At 41.3% G+C, this 20,483-nt stretch carries 14 protein-coding genes and 1 pseudogene; 14 read left to right on the forward strand and 1 reads right to left on the reverse strand.

Annotated features, from left to right (window positions below; genetic code table 11):
* Window positions 1-49: 49 nt before the first annotated feature.
* From allE to QZ995_RS17185, 11 genes are all read left to right on the forward strand, one after another.
* The gene (gene allE / locus QZ995_RS17135; protein ID WP_301809182.1) at window positions 50-814 is read left to right on the forward strand and encodes a (S)-ureidoglycine aminohydrolase; all 765 of its coding nucleotides are present in this window, start codon (window positions 50-52) and stop codon (window positions 812-814) included.
* A gap of 120 nt (window positions 815-934) precedes the next feature.
* Complete coding sequence (gene allD, locus QZ995_RS17140; protein WP_301809215.1) at window positions 935-1,984, forward strand: ureidoglycolate dehydrogenase; 1,050 nt, start codon at window positions 935-937, stop codon at window positions 1,982-1,984.
* A 38-nt stretch (window positions 1,985-2,022) separates the two neighbouring features.
* Window positions 2,023-3,072, forward strand: a complete 1,050-nt coding sequence (gene allD / locus QZ995_RS17145; protein WP_301809183.1) for an ureidoglycolate dehydrogenase — start codon at window positions 2,023-2,025, stop codon at window positions 3,070-3,072.
* 121 nt (window positions 3,073-3,193) lie between these two features.
* A complete protein-coding gene (gene fdrA / locus QZ995_RS17150; protein WP_301809185.1) occupies window positions 3,194-4,936 on the forward strand; it encodes an acyl-CoA synthetase FdrA in 1,743 nt (580 codons plus the stop codon).
* Window positions 4,937-5,038: 102 nt separating this feature from the next.
* Complete coding sequence (locus QZ995_RS17155) at window positions 5,039-6,304, forward strand: DUF1116 domain-containing protein (protein WP_301809188.1); 1,266 nt, start codon at window positions 5,039-5,041, stop codon at window positions 6,302-6,304.
* A gap of 27 nt (window positions 6,305-6,331) precedes the next feature.
* The gene (locus tag QZ995_RS17160; protein ID WP_301809191.1) at window positions 6,332-7,246 is read left to right on the forward strand and encodes a DUF2877 domain-containing protein; all 915 of its coding nucleotides are present in this window, start codon (window positions 6,332-6,334) and stop codon (window positions 7,244-7,246) included.
* Entirely contained in the window at window positions 7,228-8,187 is a 960-nt protein-coding gene (arcC, locus tag QZ995_RS17165; protein WP_301809192.1) for a carbamate kinase, read from the forward strand. Before QZ995_RS17160 ends, arcC begins: the two co-directional genes overlap by 19 nt.
* Window positions 8,188-8,429: 242 nt before the next feature.
* Window positions 8,430-9,413 carry a glycerophosphodiester phosphodiesterase family protein gene (locus QZ995_RS17170; RefSeq protein WP_301809193.1) on the forward strand — a complete coding sequence of 328 codons (984 nt, stop codon included), beginning with the start codon at window positions 8,430-8,432 and terminating at the stop codon, window positions 9,411-9,413.
* 751 nt (window positions 9,414-10,164) lie between these two features.
* Window positions 10,165-11,088 (forward strand): hypothetical protein, encoded by a 924-nt coding sequence (locus tag QZ995_RS17175; RefSeq protein WP_301809194.1) that lies wholly within the window; start codon window positions 10,165-10,167, stop codon window positions 11,086-11,088.
* A 170-nt stretch (window positions 11,089-11,258) separates the two neighbouring features.
* Window positions 11,259-11,846 (forward strand): TetR/AcrR family transcriptional regulator, encoded by a 588-nt coding sequence (locus QZ995_RS17180; protein ID WP_301809197.1) that lies wholly within the window; start codon window positions 11,259-11,261, stop codon window positions 11,844-11,846.
* 72 nt (window positions 11,847-11,918) lie between these two features.
* Window positions 11,919-12,773, forward strand: coding sequence for an ergot alkaloid biosynthesis protein (locus QZ995_RS17185; protein ID WP_301809199.1), 855 nt, complete (start codon window positions 11,919-11,921; stop codon window positions 12,771-12,773).
* A gap of 419 nt (window positions 12,774-13,192) precedes the next feature.
* On the opposite strand, the gene QZ995_RS17190 is transcribed toward QZ995_RS17185, so the two are convergent.
* Window positions 13,193-14,641: a 4-hydroxyphenylacetate 3-hydroxylase family protein gene (locus QZ995_RS17190; RefSeq protein ID WP_301809203.1), complete on the reverse strand. Its 1,449-nt coding sequence runs from the start codon at window positions 14,639-14,641 to the stop codon at window positions 13,193-13,195.
* Window positions 14,642-15,123: 482 nt separating this feature from the next.
* Between QZ995_RS17190 and QZ995_RS17195 the strand changes: the two genes are divergently transcribed.
* The 3 genes and pseudogenes from QZ995_RS17195 to QZ995_RS17205 all read left to right on the forward strand — a co-directional run.
* Window positions 15,124-15,555, forward strand: a complete 432-nt coding sequence (locus QZ995_RS17195) for a hypothetical protein (protein ID WP_301809204.1) — start codon at window positions 15,124-15,126, stop codon at window positions 15,553-15,555.
* Window positions 15,556-15,572: 17 nt separating this feature from the next.
* Window positions 15,573-17,192 carry a fibronectin type III domain-containing protein gene (locus QZ995_RS17200; RefSeq protein ID WP_301809205.1) on the forward strand — a complete coding sequence of 540 codons (1,620 nt, stop codon included), beginning with the start codon at window positions 15,573-15,575 and terminating at the stop codon, window positions 17,190-17,192.
* Between the two features lie 23 nt (window positions 17,193-17,215).
* Window positions 17,216-20,483, forward strand: a pseudogene (locus QZ995_RS17205) (wall-associated protein); the annotation flags it as partial.

The following is a 20,483-nucleotide window of genomic DNA, read 5'->3' on the forward strand; positions in this document are numbered from 1 at the left end:
TCCTGACGGAATCCTTGCACAAAAAATAGCGAATGGGAGAGAAATGACAATGGGTTATCCAACTGACTTACTATCCAGCCGTTCCATCATCAAACATGGCAAATATGCTTTGATTGCTCCGGAGGGCTTGGTCAATAACGTAGTTCCGGGTTTTGAAAACTGCTCGATTTCTATTTTGGCAACTCCGAAGCTTGGAGCTAGCTTTGTCGATTATGTGGTTACGATGCATAAGGGTGGCAAAAATACAGAGGGCTTTGGTGGACAAGACCTTGTCGAAACCTTCGTATATGTTCTTGAAGGTGAAGTAAAGGCATCTGCTGGTGATCAGGCATACACATTGACAAGCGGCGGATACCTATACTGCCCACCAGGAACGACAATGTATCTGGAAAATCTCAAGGATGGCGACAGCAAGCTATTCTTGTACAAGCAGAAACATAAACCGTTAAAAGACTTGAAACCATGGGTTGTTTCCGGTAATTCAAATGACATCCCTGAAGAAAATTATGATGGCATGACTGATATGCGAATTCAGGATCTTCTACCGAAAGAAATAGCTTTTGATATGAATTTCCACATTTTGACCTTTGATCCGGGTGCATGCCATCCGTTTATTGAAACGCATGTTCAGGAGCATGGAGCATACTTACTCTCTGGCGAAGGAGTGTACAACCTCGATAACGAGTGGATTCCTGTGAAAAAAGGCGATTATATCTTCATGGGTCCATACGTGCAACAGGCTTGCTACGCTGTCGGTCGAGAAAAGCTTGCTTATGTTTACTCGAAAGACTGCAACCGAGACGCGGATCTCTAAGAGAAGTGCCTCAGCAGACGAGGAAGATGGTAAAAGGTGACTGCTTTTTACCATTCTCCTTGTTATTGCTAAGGAGCAATCACTGTATTGCTGAAATCCAATGTAATAGAGGTGTCGGAATTGAGAGTATCCAGACAAGAGTTAAAAGAGCTGATTACCCATAAACTGCACAAAGCTGGTTTGACCCAAGAGCATGCGGAAGGTGTGGCGGAGGTTCTGGTCCATGCCGACATTAGAGGCATTCATTCCCATGGGGCCATGCGTGTAGAATACTATGCAGAACGGATTGCAAAAGGCGGTTTACATACTGATCCTGCCTTTACATTTGAAAAAACTGGCCCTTGCACAGCGGTATTTGACGGGGACAATGGAGTAGGTCATGTAGCCGCTAAGCAGGCGATGGACGAAGCTATCAAGATGGCCAAGGAAAACGGGGTAGCTGTTGTTGGCGTCAGAAGAATTGGACATAGTGGAGCTCTTTCTTATTTTGTACGTCAGGCTGCAAAATCAGGGATGATTGGTATTTCTATGTGTCAATCTGATCCAATGGTCGTTCCGTTCGGGGGTTCTGAGCCGTACTACGGTACCAATCCAATTGCTTTTGCTGCCCCTAGCAATGACAAGCGCATCATGACGCTGGACATGGCGACAACCGTACAGGCTTGGGGAAAAATTCTTCATGCTAGATCTAAACAGGAATCCATCCCGGATACTTGGGCAGTGGATAAAGAAGGTCATCCAACAACAGATCCTTTCAAGGTAAATGCTCTGCTTCCGATCGCGGGTCCAAAGGGCTATGGCTTGATGATGATGGTGGACGTGCTTTCAGGTATTCTGCTAAATCTTCCATTTGGGAATAAAGTTTCCTCCATGTACCATGATTTGACTGAATATAGGAATCTTGGTCAGCTTCATCTTGTTATTAATCCAGCTTTCTTTACTGATGCAGATATGTTTAAACAGCATATTTCTGCTACGATGGACGACCTGAATCAAATTAAGCCGGCGCCCGGTTTTAAACAGGTGCTTTTCCCAGGTCAAAACAACGACATGATTCAGGAAGAATACGAAAAAAATGGCATTGAAATTGTGGATGATGTCTATGAATATCTGGTTTCGGATATCGTTCATCGGAATGCCTATGATCATAAAGACCCCTTTGCTAAATAAAATAGGCGGTTGTGGTGTGAAAGGAAGGTGGCATAAAAATGAGAGTAAGCAAACAAGAGCTAAAGGAGTTAATCACTCGCAAACTCCATATAGCCGGATTGACAGAGGAGCATGCAGAAGGAGTGGCTGACGTTCTGGTCCATGCGGATGCAAGGGGTGTTCATTCTCATGGTGCTATGCGTGTAGAATACTACGCCGAACGAATTGCTAAGGGTGGTACCAATGCGTATCCTACGTTTACATTCGAAAAGACGGGGCCTTGCACTGCTATTTTTGATGGGGACAATGGGGCAGGGCATGTAGCGGCTAAGGTAGCAATGGATGAAGCTATCGCAATGGCCAAAGAGACCGGCCTTGCAGTTGTAGGTGTTCGCAGAATTGGCCATAGTGGAGCTCTCTCTTACTTTGTTCAGCAGGCAGCAAAAGAGAATATGATTGGAATCTCTGTGTGCCAATCTGATCCGATGGTCGTACCATTTGGCGGCTCAGAGCCGTATTATGGAACAAATCCAATCGCCTTTGCTGCTCCTGGGCAAGGTGACGACATGATTACATTCGATATGGCGACAACCGTACAGGCTTGGGGAAAAATCTTACATGCGAGATCAAAAAATGAAACAATTCCAGATACATGGGCGGTAGACAAAGAGGGTCATCCGACCACAGATCCATTCCAAGTAAACGCTTTGGTACCAATCGCTGGACCTAAAGGATACGGATTAATGATGATGGTAGATGTACTTTCCGGTATTTTACTCGGACTGCCGTTTGGAAATAAAGTGTCATCGATGTACCATGACCTGACAGAATATCGGAATCTGGGACAGCTTCATATCGTAATTAATCCAGCTTATTTTACAAGCCTGTCTGGATTTTTACAAAACATTACGAATACAATGCAGGATTTGAATCAGATTAAACCAGCTCCCGGTTTTAAAGAAGTATCTTATCCGGGACAGCGTAGCAAAATTCGCGAGGAAGACAGCGAGAGCAACGGGATCGAAATCGTGGATGATGTGTATGACTATTTAGTGTCGGACGATGTTCATAAAAACCAATACGACAAGAAAGATCCTTTTGCAAAGTAAATTCATAGCTAGCCTATAAAGAGAATTCCTTCTATAGCAGCATCCTTGTTCTTTACCAAATTGACGCTGTAATGCTTTAATGAATAAATTAACTTATCTGACGGAAGAGGTGCGCGTACTAATGCTATATTCCATCATTAAAGAAAATTCCTATCAAGATTCGGTTAATCTCATGCTCCTGACAAACAAGATTTCCACGATGGATGGAGTCAAACAAGCCTCCATAATGATGGGAACACCTGCGAATAAAGAGATTTTCCAAAATACGGGTATGTTTACCGATGAGCTAGAAAAAGCAGGGCCTAACGATATGTGCATCGTGATTGATACAGACGATGAAGACAAGGTAGCTCAGGTGCTGACCACCATTGAAGAGGAGCTGAAAAACCAAGCTATCAGCAGTAGCAAACAAGAATTCGAATCCGTCCGAACTTGGGATAAAGCGATGCAGGTTCTGCCTAATGCCAATCTTGCTCTGATCTCTGTACCTGGTCAATATGCAGCCGAAGAAGCAGAAAAAGCACTTGATCGCGGGCTACATGCCTTTATTTTTAGTGATAACGTTACAATTGAGGATGAACTACGGCTAAAACAAAAAGCCCATGAAAAAGGGTTACTGCTCATGGGGCCTGACTGCGGAACTGGGATTTTATCCGGCATTCCGGTAGCTTTCGCTAACGTGGTAAAAGAAGGCAACATTGGTGTCGTGGGAGCTTCAGGTACTGGTATTCAGGAGGTTACCACTCTTATTGACCGTTTGGGTGGAGGTGTAAGCCATGCAATCGGAACAGGTGGTCGCGACCTTTCTGAAACTATCGGAGCAATTACAATGTTAGATGCTATTTCTGGACTTGAGAAACATCAAGCTACCGAGGTAATCGTTGTTATTTCAAAACCTCCTGCAAAAGAAGTTCGTAACCAGGTGGTTCAGCTTTTACACCGCATATCAAAACCAGTAGTTGCTATTTTTGTAGGTGAAGACCCTCAAGCACATGAAGGTAGCGTACATTATGCCCATACATTGGAAGAGACTGCCATGATTGCCGTGGATCTGTCTAAAGGAAGAGAAATCAAAGTGAACTACAATAAGCTGAGTACAGAAGCTCCGAAAGTTGAGCTGAAACCAGAGCAAACAGCCATTAAAGGTCTGTACTCGGGTGGTACGCTTGCTTATGAAACCGCTATCCTGATGTCGAAAGGTCTTGAATTGGGACAACTCATTCACGAAGAGGGCTATATGCTAAAAGCAAAAGGTCATGAGGTAATCGACTTAGGGGATGACAAGTACACACAAGGCAAGCCTCACCCGATGATTGATCCAGAGACAAGAATCCATTACATCGAGCAGGCAGCCTTGGATGAATCCACAGCGATCATTTTACTAGATGTTGTTTTAGGTTACGGTGCTCATGATGATATGGCTGGTGCATTGTTGCCTGTCATAGAGAAAGCTCAACGTAGTGCCAGAGAAAAAGGCAAGAATTTGTATTTCGTAGCAACGTTGTGCGGAACTGAAAAAGACCCTCAAGATTACCACGCGCAAAAGCAAAAGCTGGAGGAAGCTGGCGTTATCGTAAAAGAGAGCAACAATCAGGCTGTTCGGACAGCTCTCATTATGTTGGGAATCCAGCTTAAGGACAAGGAAAAATCATTCATTGCCGGCAAGCAGTATGAACAAGAGGACAGCAAGGTTTCAGAATCCATTGGTAAGCTTTTGAGTGGAAAACCGGTAGTGATTAATGTGGGACTCAAGAAATTTGTAAACGCAGTCACTAGCTACGGTGGTAGTGCTGTACATTTTGATTGGCGCCCGGTAGCTGGAGGAAATGAAAGAATGCGTAAGATTTTGAGCTTATTGAAGTAAGCTGTCATTTGGATCTTAAACAATTCGTTATTATTAAAACGCTTACAAAGCATATATATAAGAACATACAAATAAACTAATATCCGATTAGGAGGATGTAGCATGTACGGACCTTATCAAACAATCGATGAAGCAAATCAGGCAGTTATTCAAAAAATTGTAGCTGGTGCTCCTTTTCTAGTAGATGTAGTTCCTGCCAAATCCGTAGTAGAGGAATTAAACGGTCGGGTGCTTCTCCACGCAGGTCCACCTATTCAATTTGACGACATGACAGGACCAATGCAAGGGGCTTGCGTCGGAGCATGCTTATTCGAAGGGTGGGCGGCGAATGAAGAAGAAGCGATGACCATGCTAAAACAAGGGGACATCACATTCATTCCTTGCCATCATGTCAAAGCTGTAGGCCCTATGGGCGGTATTACATCAGCCAACATGCCTCTATTGGTTGTGGAAAATCAGACGGATGGAAATCGTGCCTATTGTACGATGAATGAAGGAATCGGAAAAGTACTACGATTCGGAGCCTATTCTGAGGAGGTTATCCAGCGTCTAAGATGGATGAGAGATGTTTTGGGGCCTACTCTCTCTAAGGCTTTGTATCAAACAGAGAACGGCTTAAATATTAACGTCATGATGGCAAAGGCAATTACGATGGGGGACGAGTTCCATCAACGCAATATCGCAGCTTCTCTTGTATTTTTAAAAGAAATCAGTCCTTATATCCTGCAAACCGATGCATCTGAAAAAGACAAATTCGATGTAGTGAAATTCCTAGCAGATACTGACCAGTTTTTCCTGAACGTTGCGATGGCAACCTCGAAAGCGGTGTTAGATGCTGCAAGAACAATTCAGCACGGCACAGTGGTAACAGCTATGTCCAGAAATGGAAAAAACTTCGGAATACGTATCAGCGGTATGGGAGACGAATGGTTTACAGCCCCAGTTAATACGCCTCAGGGATTATTCTTTACAGGCTATTCTCAGGAGATGGCGAATCCTGACATCGGTGATAGCGCTATTACAGAAGCATTTGGTGTTGGCGGTATGGCTATGGTTGCAGCTCCAGGTGTTACTCGTTTCGTAGGGGCGGGCGGATTTGAAGATGCGCTGGCAACCAGCAAAGAGATGACAGAAATTTGCATTGATCATAACCCTAATTTCACGATTCCAACATGGAACTTTCAGGGTATCTGCCTTGGAATCGATGCACGAAAAGTAGTAGAAACAGGCATCACACCGGTAATTAATACTGGAATTGCCCACAAGGAGCCTGGTGTAGGTCAAATTGGCGCAGGTACGGTTCGTGCACCTCTCGCTTGCTTTGAAAAAGCTCTAGAAGCTTATGCACAAAAATTGGGATTAATTTAACAAAACGCAGAAAAGGGGGAGAGCGACATGAAAGAGCTACTCCGGATAAACGGGATGTACAGCCAGTCTGTGCACCCTCTCCTTCACACCGGCAACCCCGGCTATATCCATAGTGTTTTTCAGAATGGATTTAATATCGGAATGGAAGATGGGCTTATTTTTATCGGGGGAACAAAGAACGGACTGCTTCCTTTTGGCATCCATGTGGAGGATAGTCTGGCCCAAAAGCTGGTTTCTTTAATCAAGCAAGGGGAAATCGTTCGCTATGACAGCGGCATGTCGGCTCTTCTCTTTTCCACGTTTTATATAAAATTGAACCCTAAGCATGCTTATCATCTCTTTGTAGAACCGATAACGGAGCAGCCTGAATCATTGCTTCGGCATTTGAAGGCGTTTGCAGTTGAGCTAGCAGCGGATAATCGACCTACAGGAGCTGATATTTCCGTAGAGAATTTTATCCACTGCTTCATGAAGGAATCCTTTGTGTTTTGTTCGGAAAGCGAACGGAAGGTATTACAACTGATGGATGCTGCTTCAGCGGAGAGTCAGTCACAGATCGATGAAATTCTCAGGTACTGGATTGGTCGCGGAAAAGGCCTCACACCTTCTGGAGACGACATGCTCGTGGGACTGCTTGCAGTGGATGCAGTAACGGAAGTGCTGACGGACTCCTTCCGCTTACACGTAACCAGGCTAGTGGAGAACGAAGCACTGACAACAGATATCAGCCGTGAATACCTGAAGTATGCACTGAAGCGGGACTTTAGCTCGGTGGTGACAGATGTTTTACATTCTCTACTACAAAAGGATACAGACAGCTTGAATGAGAGGATTAGAGATTTACTACACGTAGGTCATAGCTCAGGTCTGGATACAGCATTTGGCATATTGATCGGTATGCTGATAATAAGGAGGAATTCAAATTGTCACAAAAAGTTGTAATTGCTCTTGGGGGCAACGCTATTTTACAATCCAAACAGCAGGCTACCTATGAAAATCAACTGGAAAATATTCAGAAAAGCTGCGAGGTAATCGCACGTATTGTGAAGCAGGGCTATGAGGTAATTATCACACATGGGAACGGTCCGCAGGTCGGAAATATATTGCGTCAACAGGACGAAGCAAAAGAAGTTGTTCCGCCGTTCCCTCTTCATGTGTGCAGTGCGGAATCCCAAGGCTTTATCGGGTATATGATGAATCAATGCCTGCTAAATGAGCTGCAAAAGCTCGGACTAAATAATTCAGTAATAAGCATGCTGACACAGACGGAAGTATCAAAGGATGATCCAGCATTCCAAAATCCGACAAAACCGATAGGCGTTTTCTACAGTGAAGAAGAAGCCAAGCGTTTTGCAGAGGAAAAAGGTTGGATTGTTAAGGAGGACGCAGGCAGAGGCTGGCGTCGGGTAGTTCCATCTCCAATGCCAAAAGCTATTATCGGAGCTGACTTAATCAAATCCTTGACAGATCAAGGAACCATTGTAATTGCTGCGGGTGGGGGAGGTATACCTGTATCTCGCCAATCGGACGGAACTCTTATAGGTGTGGAAGCTGTTATTGATAAGGATCGAAGTGGTTACCAGCTTGCTCAAGATGTGAATGCCGATATATTTATGATCTTGACAGATGTTGAGAATGTGTATGTCAACTATGGCAAACCAAATCAAAAATCACTAGAGACAATATCGCTGGAAGAAGCCAAGCAGTATGCTGATGAAGGACAGTTCAGTGCCGGAAGCATGGGACCTAAAATGGAATCAGCCATAGGCTTTGCTGAAAAAGGTGGGGCTTCTATCATTTGTTCCTTGGATCAGGCGGATTTAGCTTTGGCAGGGAAAGCAGGTACCCGGATCACTCAATCTATAACAGCGCATCATAAATAATAGAAGAGCTTATTTCGAAGGAGCAGTTTTATCGTCATGTAAATGGCAATAGGACTGCTCTATTCTGTTTTATGGTAAAGAAAACCATTCTAACCAACAATCAACTACGCCTTGTTATTTGTATATGAGTAAAATGTCATCTCAGCATCATTGTAAAATCAATCAGATCGGTTATAGTAGGTAAAAGTATGAATGTAACATAACGTAAGGATTACCAACAAGAGATGAAACAGGAGAAACCAATGAATATGATAAAGAAACTATTAAAACGAAAAATCGTCTGGATATGTCTTGTTCTTTTTGTATTTATCTATGGTAACAACAGTTCTTTGTTTGCCAATCGACCCGATGGATCCCCTCTATTGCTTGCTCATCGAGGACTTGCTCAGACCTTTAGCATGGAAAATATCACGAATGATACCTGTACAGCCGAGCGAATAATGACGCCGGAGCATCCTTATTTAGAAAATACCATCCCTTCCATGGATGCCGCTTTTAAAGCTGGTGCGGATATAGTAGAATTCGATGTTCAATGGACAAAAGACAACAATTTTGTTGTTTTCCATGATTGGACTCTTGAGTGTCGTACAAATGGAAAGGGTGTTACAAGAGATTATACAACCAAAGAGCTGCAAGCACTTGATATTGGATACGGCTATACGGCAGATGGCGGTAAAACCTTTCCATTCCGAGGGAAAGGAATAAATCTAATGCCGACTCTGGATGAGGTGCTGAACCATTTTCCTGATCGCTCCTTTCTGATTCATATCAAAAGTAATGATCCCAATGAAGGAATTCAAATGGCGGCTTATCTGCAAAAACTACCAGCTAGCCGTCTGGACCAATTAACTGTGTATGGCGGGGATAAACCGGTAGCTGAGATAAAGGAGCGAATTCCTAGCCTGAGAACCATGTCAAAGGCTTCATTGAAAAATGATCTTCTTTCTTATATGGCAATAGGGTGGACCGGCTACGTACCCGCTAGTCTAAAGCATGCCCAGTTACATATACCTGATCAGCTTGCTCCTTGGCTTTGGGGATGGCCGAATCGTTTTCTGAATCGGATGGATGAAATGGACACACGAGTCATTATTGTAGGTGGAGATGGAGAAGGATTTTCAAGTGGATTTGACTCTCCTGAGGATATAAAACGCCTGCCAAACAATTATAGCGGCGGGATATGGACAAATCGGATTGATAAAATAGCTCCTTTATATAAACAGTAAACAATCATTTTAGGGAAAATGAATTTTTATGCTGACTTTTTCTAAAGAATGAGCAGAAAGGTAATAAGAGAAGACTTACAATTAAATTAGGAATGAATCGATAGAAGTTAATACACATAATGTTTGTTATGTTAACAAAATGACTCCTTTTTTATTAGGTTAGCATCCAATCTGGTAGGGTTCAGGGATATAAAACTACAACGCTTACGACATAAAAAAACTATACATGTTTCAGAACACAAATTTATCAACTTACGAAAAAAAGAAAAAAGCGTTTTATAAACAGATAAGGACTAAAGATAGAAGCTCATTTATCTTAGTCTTTATCTGTTTTATTTCATATTAAGGCTTTACATAATTAATGAATCTGATGATATGTTTCTTTTTAATGATATTTTTTTACTTCATTTATTATTTTGGCTTAGGATTTTTTTATTCAATCATATAGAATCTTATTTTTAAGGATCCGCGCAGGGTACTTCTCTTTCAATAAATGGTACTTGTTGTATGGTCTTTTATCATCTTCAAACAAGTACATTATGGCAGTATAATTATGTCATTTGCCATAATGCTGGTACAATTGTGTCACCTAAAATAACAATAATCCACCTACTTAAGCCCTTTATAAATCGCTATTCTTTGTCTCTAAAATAAATAGGGGAGTTTATTCAAAAAAAGAAAAGAATAAGTAGAAAGTAAGAAGGAGAATCTATTGATGAAAAAAATGAGCTGGTAAGGAGGGGGCGATAGAATGCCGTGGAATAATATCTGGCAAGCTGATATGGCTAACAATGGCATATTACCGTTAATCAAAAATGTAAGTGAGGATCAAAAGGATGATTCTAAAGGATACGTGATTATAGATGTAAACCCCCGTTTAGGATGCGATAACCCTAATCACGAGCCTAGTGAGAATCGAGAAGTTAATGTTCTTACTAATGTTGTTATTCCTCCCCATAAAAAGAAATCCTATGAATTATATGAAAAGCTGACTGATAATTATAATATGAAGCTTGGGGAAGAAGAGCAATTCGATCCCATTGAACTTGATGAAATCAACACATTTTTACGATACGTGATCAGCACAGAACCTATGAAAATAGCAAGAGAGTATGTGATGAATCATAACGGCAATCATACTATTTCATCTGATGCTGAATGGATAAAATTATTGTATGATATATGGTTTGAGCCCCGGCGAAGAGGCACTACCTCTGCTTTTGAGCATATTTTTCTTGGCGAGGAAGGATTAAAGAATGGGGAAATAATCTTAGACGGTCATCATTTCTGGTATCATTACTATCTAAAAGATGGTCCCTATGAAATCACGCACCAGGAAGATGTCATTTACTTCCTTAAACATTTTGAGTTGCAGCGATCAGAAAGAAGTAGTCTGGGAGAGGTTATTACTATTACTTATAAATATGTGGAAGATACTCCTGAAAGGGATGGACGAGTTTTATTCAAAAGAACAGGGGGATTCTTTGTAGGATTGAGCCCAGAAGGATTATTAGCGATGGGTACTGTAGGCTATATAAATGGAGAAGAAGAGCAACTGATCACTATTAATGATGAAACATATAAACTAATTACAGCTATAAAAACAGAAGATGGTGTTACTTTTCTGCGAACCTTCTATCCTAAGCTTCAAAATACGATTAGAGTTAGCTGTTAGTTTCATCAACTAATAGCTAAGAAAGAAAAGTTACATACTATCAAATGACCAGCTTCCCCTTGCTCTCGTGATATGAGAATGGCAGGGGCTTTTTTATGTTAAAAGGGAAACGTTTATTTGACCAAACAGTCCGGAATAGGTAATATAAACTTCAGAAGGGAGTATTATGCATGGGAAGAAGTAAGGAATTCGATACAACACTTGTATTACATAAAGCGATGGAAGTATTTGGTCACTATGGTTATGAAGGCACTTCCCTCCAAAATTTACTGGATAGATTAGGAATAGCCCGTCAAAGCCTGTATGATACCTATGGAACAAAAAGAGATCTCTTTATTTCAGCAGTGAAACATTACACGAATGAAAAAACTACAACCGTCATTTCCTATTTGGAACGTTCAGGTCCGGTGAAGAAAATCATTGCGGAAATCTTTCATGAGATTGTAGCTGTTCTGAAGGATGAAAAGCGCCGCAAGGAATGTTTCATTATGCTAAGTGCCATTGATCAAGTACCTCATGATACAGAAATTGCAGATTTTTTTAAACGCGATATGGAACGTTTAGAACAAGCTTTCTATCAAGCGTTAGTTCGTGCCAAAGAACAAGGTGAACTAGATAATTGTCCAGAAAACCTGCTATCCCTTGCACGATATTTGAATCACGCGCGATACTCATTAACACAAACTGCTAAATTAAGCTCGAATCCGGAGGTTTTAGACGATATTACAGCCGTCATATTATCAACGCTTGATGTATAATGGAGCGATTTTGGACGCTTCATTATATTTTTGTATATATTAGACCGTTCGATCCAGAAAGGAGCAGTATTTATGGAAAAAAAGGATAAAATATTGATAACAGGTGGAACTGGTACAACGGGCAGCCGTATTGCCAAAAAACTTACAGAATTAGGGCACAATGTCCGTATAGCGAGTCGAGCAAAATCACAAATCGCTGGAACCGAGCGCGTACATTTTGATTGGCATGATGGCGCAACGTACGAACGTTCATTAGAAAATGTGAAAAAGCTATACCTCGTGGCACCAGCAGGTGTGTTTGATCCAGCTCCTATCGTATTGCCATTTCTAGATATGGCGTTAAAAGCTGGAGTGCAACGTATTGTCATGCTCAGCGCTTTGATTATTCCCGATGATGGACCCGTGTTTGGAAAGTTGCATGAAGCAGTAATCAAACAAGCTCCGGAGTGGGCAGTACTGAAACCTTCTTATTTTATGCAAAATTTTATTAATCTTCAACATGGTCTTACAATCAAAAATGAAAGTAGGATTATAACTGCCACAGGAAATGGAAAGATAGGATTCATAGATGCAGAGGATATCGCAGAAGTTGGAGTACGTGCCCTAATTGACGAAATTCCACATAACACTAGCCATGTTATTACTGGGCCTCAGGCGCTAAGTTATTCAGAGGTAGCTGCTATGATCGGTTCTGTAATCGGTCGCACGATCAAGCATGTAAATATTCACAAGTCCACATTACAGGAGAAGTTGGCCAAAGCTGGATTATCAATGGATTATGCTCGTTTCATGGCAGATTTAGATGAAAATATCGGCAATGGTGCCGAAAAACTTGTAACCGATACTGTCGAACGTGTTACAGGGAGAAAACCACGTTCCATGTCCGATTTTATCTCGGCACACACCCGTTATTGGATACAAGAGTAAGCATATTTTTTAACTGCTTTGGGCTGAATAATCAAAATCATATGCTTTTATCCATCATTTCTGAAATCAGATGATCTTAAGGCAGGAGGCCAATGCTGGGATTAAATGGATAGGAACTGCCATCCTGTGACGCAAACCGAGTCCTTATTGCGTTACTGCTCCAGAATTCATGTGTATGGCATCCTACTAGCCTTTCTCTTGCCTGCAGGGGTCAATAGGCAGATCTTGCAAATGGGGTTTTATCGGCAGTTCCTTAGCATTCACATAAGAAGGTGGCTTCGCTGCAGTGTCGCTTCATTTCGTTTCTTCCAGTCTGCTAAATAATCGTCAGATCGGAGCTTGTGGCGGTTAACAAGTAGGAAAGGAACGAAATAAAGATGGATTGGATGAGTGTCATTGGTAAAATTTCCAACTTTAATCTAGCTTTGATTTTCATCATTCAGAAACTTTTTTAGCATGTTTTTAAACTTACATTTGTCATAGCTGATATATTGGTTGGCTATATTCCGTATCGGATCTCCAGCGTAGAAACGCTCATATAATTCATGCCGGGACCCTAGCGGACTCCCGATGATATCCCATGCCAACTTAAAGAGTTTTGTTTTTTGTTCAGCCGTAATATTAGTACCTTTAAAATATTTTTTTAACAAATTAGATATCGGACTTTTAAGATCATCTATACGGGAAGGAATTTGTATGAATCCGCCGGCCCCAATGAGCTGTAAGATTTCGATTGCGCGGGGGTAATACTTAGCTCCTAGATTTCTTGCTGTTTCAATATATTTAAAATTAGGCAGATATGTTTTATGTTCATCAGAATCACCTTCTCTTTCGGAAGCTACTAGGAGAGCTCTGATGGTTTGGACCTGCATAATGAGTTCTCCAAGCTTTTCTTGGACATGTAAATAGGATTCGGCACCAATCGATTCAGCTATTTCACAAGCAATCGCTGTGATAAATTCCAACTTTATCAATAATCGAACAATTGCTTGATGATAAGCTAAGCTGTTGGATGCTGCATCTGATTTTAACTTCCATAGAGCCTCTGGATTGTCATAAAGCAATACACGTTCCCAAGGCACAAATACATCATCAAAAATTAATAGTGCATCCATTTCGTCGTATTTTGAGCTAATTGGGGCATTACCTTGTTGTGAGAGATCAGTTGCAAACGACTCACGGCAAATCATATGCAAACCAGGAGAATTTGCTGCGACTACGAGAAAGTGAGCTAAAGAACTCAATTCGCTTTTTAGCCTTGTCAACGGATAAATCAGTAGATCATGCGAGTAGGGTGATGCGGTCCCGATCATCTTGGCACCACTTAAAAATATCCCATCAGCCGTTTTTTTTGTAACTCTTAATAACCCTAATTCATTTATATCTACTGAATGCTGGCTGGATCGATTAATTTGCGGGTCGCGTTGAATAACACTTATGAAACGGTGTTGATCTCTGGCTTCTTCATAGTAACTTGTTATTTTAGAGGGAAATTGAGGATCAAACATTTTATATGATTCACATGCTGAATACCACCCTGTTAATCGGGATCGAGCATAATCAGACAAGCGGCTCATCATCCCATCTGTAATGCGGCTCCATGTTTCAAAAGCAGTTCTTCTTTGCAAGATATCATCGTAAGACTTGGGTACTAAAAAAGCAGTATGAACCCATGTATTGGTTTTAGGACTTAGGTAGCCAACCAATTGCTGATGTGCAGGGTCATTGAACAAGTCGTATAAATTAGAAATAGTGGCTAACGTACCTTGAAAGCTGTCATCTTTTGTGACATCAATTTGTTTTCCTTTTAACCAAACACTTCGTCCATCTTGTAAACTTTGTATGAAATGATTTTCAAACTGATTCATAATAGCCCCTTTCAAAATGAACAAATGAGAAGCATAGCCAACCATACATTATATCTTATTAAGAAGAATGGATTTTTACGCCTTCATACAACCGTGGATGAAAGGTGATGATCAACAGGAGCTCTTGCACAATATGAATTAAAAGTCGAATTTATTATGTTATAAGGTTTTAGCCTGCAGACTCCCATACCTCCTGTTCTTTTATCTTCACGTTGCAGAACGCTACTGATTTAGCGTTCTTTTTTATTGGCAAAAACAGTTTATTTTTGTCGAAAAATTTATGGCCGTTGCGAATAAAGCTATTAAACGGAAATCGTAGAACAGCATGGTAAAATATTGCTTTAAAGGGAGGTGGAGGGGAACGTCGTTAAAATGTTTTATAATGGAATAAATTAACTAAAAGAATACCCTTGTAAGTATTCAGCTTTCATTATAAGATAGCTGTGTTTTGCCAATTTGGAAATAGGAGGTAACTATCTCGTATGTACAACACGATTAGAAAGTGGACAGCAGGGATATTGATTATCACGCTGTGTATCAGCATCTTGCCAAGAGGTGAAGTCATTGCATTAGAACAAACAGATCAAGCAATACCGTCAGAACAAACGACAAGCCAGAGGCTGGAACAGAGGGAAACAGAGGGGATTTTACAACCTGGGAAGGAAAAAACGCCCAGCTCTGATTCTTCCTCTCTAGCTACGCCAGAAACGACAGAGCCCTCAGAAAACAAGGATTCAACCGTTGAACAAAAATCTGAGAAGGAATCTGGGATAGAACCTGATCAAGAAAAACAAGAAAATCAGAGCAACCAGCAAAAACAACAGACCCAAGAGCCTCAAACAACTCCGAACTCATTTCTATACCGGGAGATGAATCTTCCGTTTCCTCTCAGCTTATTCAAGAAAATGAGGTAACGCTTGAAAAAGAGGCCGTGGAAAAAATTCTGCAAGAACAAGAGACAAAACAAGCTGTTACCATTTCTCTTACATCTGAACGAACATTACCACAAGAAGAGCTTGATCCAAGTAAACTTATCGAAACAGAGAAATCGATGTATGAATCTGCTGCCCCAGAGATTACTTATAACGACAACCAATATAGGGGTCAGCTGGTTAAAGGAAAATACTTCGCTACTATACTAGATAAAGAAGATCAAAAAGATCAAAAAACAGTGATTCTCAGCATTGAATACAGTGGGAACATTGAGCGTTCCCCGCTTACCCTTGAGCATTTTGAACTAGCAGTCGAGCAACCTACCAAGCAACCTAAGGTCTCGCTTCGCAAGAAAAGATCGATTTTAGAAGAGGAAGAGCCGCCAACAAGACCCGGTCTTTTGAAAGCGTTTGAAACGAATGATCAAAAAATGGTCATCAACTGGACTGGTTCGAAAAGCAATGTTGCTTTAGCAGGTTATGAAATCTATCGAAATGGAAAGCGCATTGCTATGACAAAAACGACTACGTTTACGGATAGTGATCAAGACCCCTTGGTTTACAGCTATGTGGTACGAGCGATCGATATAGCAGGTAGACGTTCCGAGCCAAGTAATGTCGCGGTTCCCATTCCCTATAAAAAATCGGTCCAAATCTATAAAAAAGAACGGTTTTATGATGATTCCTCCTGTTTAACTAGACAGGAGTCGGCTTTCAGAGAGGCACCTAGCCGAATTACCTATCAGGATAAGGATAATTACAGTGGGTATGTAAAGAAGGACAGTTATATTCTCATCGGTTGTGGCGGAAAAAATGAGGATAAGTATGCTGATATCGATGTGATTTTCAAGGGTGAGGTTTATCGAAGCTTACATGAACTTTCCACGAAGCCGGTTAATCTCATAGCCTCATCTGTTAGCGAAAACGAGGTTACCTTAACATGGGACCCTGTCGTAAAACCAAACGATCCGATTCTATCATATACCGTGATCCGGAATGGGGAGAATCCCAAAAATGTAAGCCAGAATAAGTATATCGATAAGAATGTTCAGCCAGGTATGCAATATCATTATCAGGTCATCGTTATTTTTGAGTCCTTAACCGTCTCGCTACTCAGCGATGAGTTGAAGGTCCAGATACCAGGTACCGTGACGAATCCGCAGCTAATCCTATCTACGAATGTACTTCAGGAGTCAAGTCAAAACGATGGCAGCATAGCTGCGCCTTTAAGCGTTTATCTCAAGCAGGGAGTTTTTGAGAAGGATCTGTCTAACGGGATCACGATTGAAAATTTGCCAGAAGGTTTAACCGTATCGACAAAACGTGATTCAGACAATCAGATAACCATTCAATTGAATGGAAAAGCCAAGATTCATGATAAGCCAGTGGACAACCTGATGGTGAAAATAGAGAAGAATTGTATTGTTGGTGCAACTGCTGAGGCAAAAAGCGATACCTTCTCGATTGCTTTTCGAGAGAACAATATCGCAGCCTTGTATGAGTACGAATACAATGAACAGAATCATTTAATCGCTATAAAAAAGGACGGAACGGTTATCCTTCGTTATCTATACGATGAAAATGGAAATCTACTAACGAAAAAAACCGTAAAGGAATAAAGGAAAGGGTTTGGGAGGAATTTATGTCTAGAAAATGGGTTTCCTCTTTCTTATGTGTAGCCATTCTTTGGACAGGGTTGTTTACAAACGTAAATGTTGTGGGAGCAACGGATGCGCCAGAGAAAAACGAGGAAATAAGAAAGACAAATGAAAAGGATACGAAAGATTGGATCATAGAGGAACAGAAAAAAGCAGAGCATCAGGAAAAAGAACCTACATCTACGAAAGAGAATGTAACAAAAGAACAAATAGCCCAAATGAAGTGGGAACAGCTTCCTCTTTCGTCCGTTCAAAAGCTTTTTGAGCAAGGGGATCGCGCACTTTTACAAATCGTTGCTTATTTTTATACCGATGTGCATCAGCTTTTGACAGAAGAAGAGATCAATCATTTGTACACATGGAATGACGAACAGGTCATGGGCCAGATTGCCAGCTTATCAGCGGAAAAAGTAAAGCTGTTAGAGCAAAACGCCCCTAGTGTCAGTCAGGCTTTACAGGTTTGGAGAGACAAGGACAAACCAAAAGCTAGAGTAAAGCGCATGGCATCGGCTCCTGCACCAAGTCCAAGCATGCACTTTACAGAAAAGGAACAGCCTATTCGTCATTTTACCAATCATGTGGAAAATCCCGTAGATGATATCTATCTAACCTCGAACATGCTGGAAACAGATTTGACCCTTGAAGGAAAGCATGGAATGGATTTGGTTATCCAGCGCCGATATAACTCGCTATCTAGTAAAATTACGGCTCCGGGGTTCGAATATAGTGAAACGGCAAAAGAGAATAGAACCTCGATCGTAAGAGAAGAATCCGGTACCTTGCCGCATACGGTTGGAACGGGCTGGAGCTTTAATCTTCCAACCTTTGATGAGATAACAAAGGAATTAGGGATTAACGTTCATGATTATAGTAATCAACAGTTTTATGAAGCGAAAAATACGAAACACCCTGTTTCTCAGTTTATTATGTCCGGTGATGATTGGAGTACGATTGATAGCAGTAAAAAGCTTCCCTATCAGAATATTAAATTGCCTTCTCTTATGACAAACAGAGAGTTAGGTTTTGCAAAAGATGGCTATTCATATTCCATTGAATATAGGGAAAAGGGAAGTACGTACATTGTTGAAAAGCAAAATATCTATGGAGATAAAATTACGTACAAGATTCCAGATTATAAAAGTACGATTGAAATTATGGATACCGTTGGAAGAAGAGTGGAGATTGGGTATGGGAAGGAAGGAATGATCGATTCCCTTAAGGTGTATAACCAAAAAAATAACCTGATCAAAGAGCTTAGATACCATTATAGAGATCCGAACAATACACAGCGGCTGGAGAGTGTAGAAGAAGTAAAGGATGGAAAATCTACTACAATTGCTAGATACAGCTATAAAACAGCGACTGCGGAATACAATTACATCAAGTCATACGAATTGCCAAAAGAAAATAACGCTGCCGTGAAGCCGGATCAGCTTGAATCGGAAGCCTATCTAGCAAAAGACAAGCAAAAACGGCAGTTTATTGAATACTTATTGCTGCAAAAAGTAGAGTATCCTACACAGGGATTAACAGTAGATTATACCTACAGCACCTATAATCCCGAGCCTGCCAATCCGTTTGAACGCGGGGTCATAAGGCTTTATCAGGATAACCAAGCCATATCCTACTATACGTATCATCCGGTCACTTCGGTTCGATTTAGCTATGATCAAACCTCTTCCTTGTTTGGGAATTCCGAAAGAAAAAGCTTTATCTATTACTACAAATTCACCAATCAAGGAAAACCGACAAAAGAGATTTGGAAGACACCTAAGTCTGGCATTACGCGTTTGAGTAACCATCCTCTTCGTCAGGGAGACATTGTGACCATTGAAGAAACTAATAGTTTTTCCTCGCAATCGACGGAAAGAACCTATCGGGTTAATGAGAACGAACATTTTAATCTGGTTCTTGAGAAGAAGATAAGTCCTAAAGAGCAATCCGAGCAGATAGTAGCAGAGGGGAAAAACTATCGATATAATCCGGTGAGCTATACCAGCTACGCCTACGAAGGGATTAAAACAAAACCAGCGTATGTCTATCATTTTGTAGATAACCTGCCAGAGGGAGAGGCTAAGCAGTATTTACTGGCACCTCAGATTGATAAGCGCGACAAGATCAAAAACCTCTCCTCCTTAGCAAATGAGACAATCTATGAGTATGACCAAAATGGAGATGTAACAGAGCAAAAGGACCCGAATGGTTTAACAACCCATTACAGCTACAAAGAAGTAGGGACCTTACGACTGCCTGTTCTCGTGGAACAAGTTGCTGGAGACGGACATTCCAAAAAGCAAGAGTATGGTTACAATCGGGACAATCTACTGGAAACAGAGACCCTTACAGCCAAATATCCAGGGCAGGAATATGAGGATAAGCTACTTCGTACGTACAAGTATGGGGACAAAAAGCTGCCTATTTCCTTAACAAAGGTTCAATTTGGGGCAAGTGACGAATTCTCGCATTTCTCGAAGTCCTTTACCTATGACCAGAATGATCTGCATGTCTCTACGGAACAAATTACCGTCTATAACGGGGAAAACTCCTTAGGAACGTATTCCTTTACTTATAGGTATGACGATTTAGATTTCTTAGCAACCAAACAATTTCCTGATGAGAGCATAGTAGGGTATTTCTACGATGAACTTGGAAGGATTCAAAAGGAAATGTTTATTTCCTCAGATGGAGATAATCGGGAAACAAAATATTCGTATACAAACAGGGATCGTACAGTGATGAAATCGTTGCCCAACAAAACAGGTCTGATCACTTCATATACACCTGCTGGGGAAGTCGTGTTCTCCGTAGAGGTGGATAGTCAGGGCAATCGACGTACTCTCGTAGAAAATAGCTATGCAGAGGATGGAAAACGATTAGTAGCAACATATCCGTATGGGAAAAAGGAAAAAGGAACCACATACAGCTATCACAGTGATGGAACCCTAAAGACTGTCACAGACGCGCTGAAACGCACGACCACCATGCAATACGCCAATCAGGCTCAGGATAGCAGTTTGATAACTCCAGTAGAAAAAACGATTGCTCCCAATGGATTAGAAACCACAGAGCTTTATGATCGTTATGGACAAATGATTACCAGTATGGTTCATACGGCAGACGGCACATTATCAACGGAAACTCAAATGCAGTATGACCGCTTTGGCAATCCAACGCATAAGCAGATCACAAACGAAGAGGGAGAAAAACGCAGCTGGGACTACAAATATGATCTGCGAGGAGAACCTATCTATG

The organism is Brevibacillus laterosporus (assembly GCF_030489605.1).
In the GTDB taxonomy this organism is placed as follows: domain Bacteria; phylum Bacillota; class Bacilli; order Brevibacillales; family Brevibacillaceae; genus Brevibacillus_B; species Brevibacillus_B laterosporus_E.

Bases quoted from the DNA above. Each gene is read 5' to 3' on its own strand.
- allE (WP_301809182.1), top strand. From the start codon at position 50: ATGGGTTATCCAACTGACTTACTATCCAGCCGTTCCATCATCAAACAT.
- allD (WP_301809183.1), top strand. From the start codon at position 2,023: ATGAGAGTAAGCAAACAAGAGCTAAAGGAGTTAATCACTCGCAAACTC.
- fdrA (WP_301809185.1), top strand. From the start codon at position 3,194: ATGCTATATTCCATCATTAAAGAAAATTCCTATCAAGATTCGGTTAAT.
- QZ995_RS17155 (WP_301809188.1), top strand. From the start codon at position 5,039: ATGTACGGACCTTATCAAACAATCGATGAAGCAAATCAGGCAGTTATT.
- QZ995_RS17160 (WP_301809191.1), top strand. From the start codon at position 6,332: ATGAAAGAGCTACTCCGGATAAACGGGATGTACAGCCAGTCTGTGCAC.
- QZ995_RS17170 (WP_301809193.1), top strand. From the start codon at position 8,430: ATGAATATGATAAAGAAACTATTAAAACGAAAAATCGTCTGGATATGT.
- QZ995_RS17175 (WP_301809194.1), top strand. From the start codon at position 10,165: ATGCCGTGGAATAATATCTGGCAAGCTGATATGGCTAACAATGGCATA.
- QZ995_RS17180 (WP_301809197.1), top strand. From the start codon at position 11,259: ATGGGAAGAAGTAAGGAATTCGATACAACACTTGTATTACATAAAGCG.
- QZ995_RS17185 (WP_301809199.1), top strand. From the start codon at position 11,919: ATGGAAAAAAAGGATAAAATATTGATAACAGGTGGAACTGGTACAACG.
- QZ995_RS17190 (WP_301809203.1), bottom strand. From the start codon at position 14,641: ATGAATCAGTTTGAAAATCATTTCATACAAAGTTTACAAGATGGACGA.
- QZ995_RS17195 (WP_301809204.1), top strand. From the start codon at position 15,124: ATGTACAACACGATTAGAAAGTGGACAGCAGGGATATTGATTATCACG.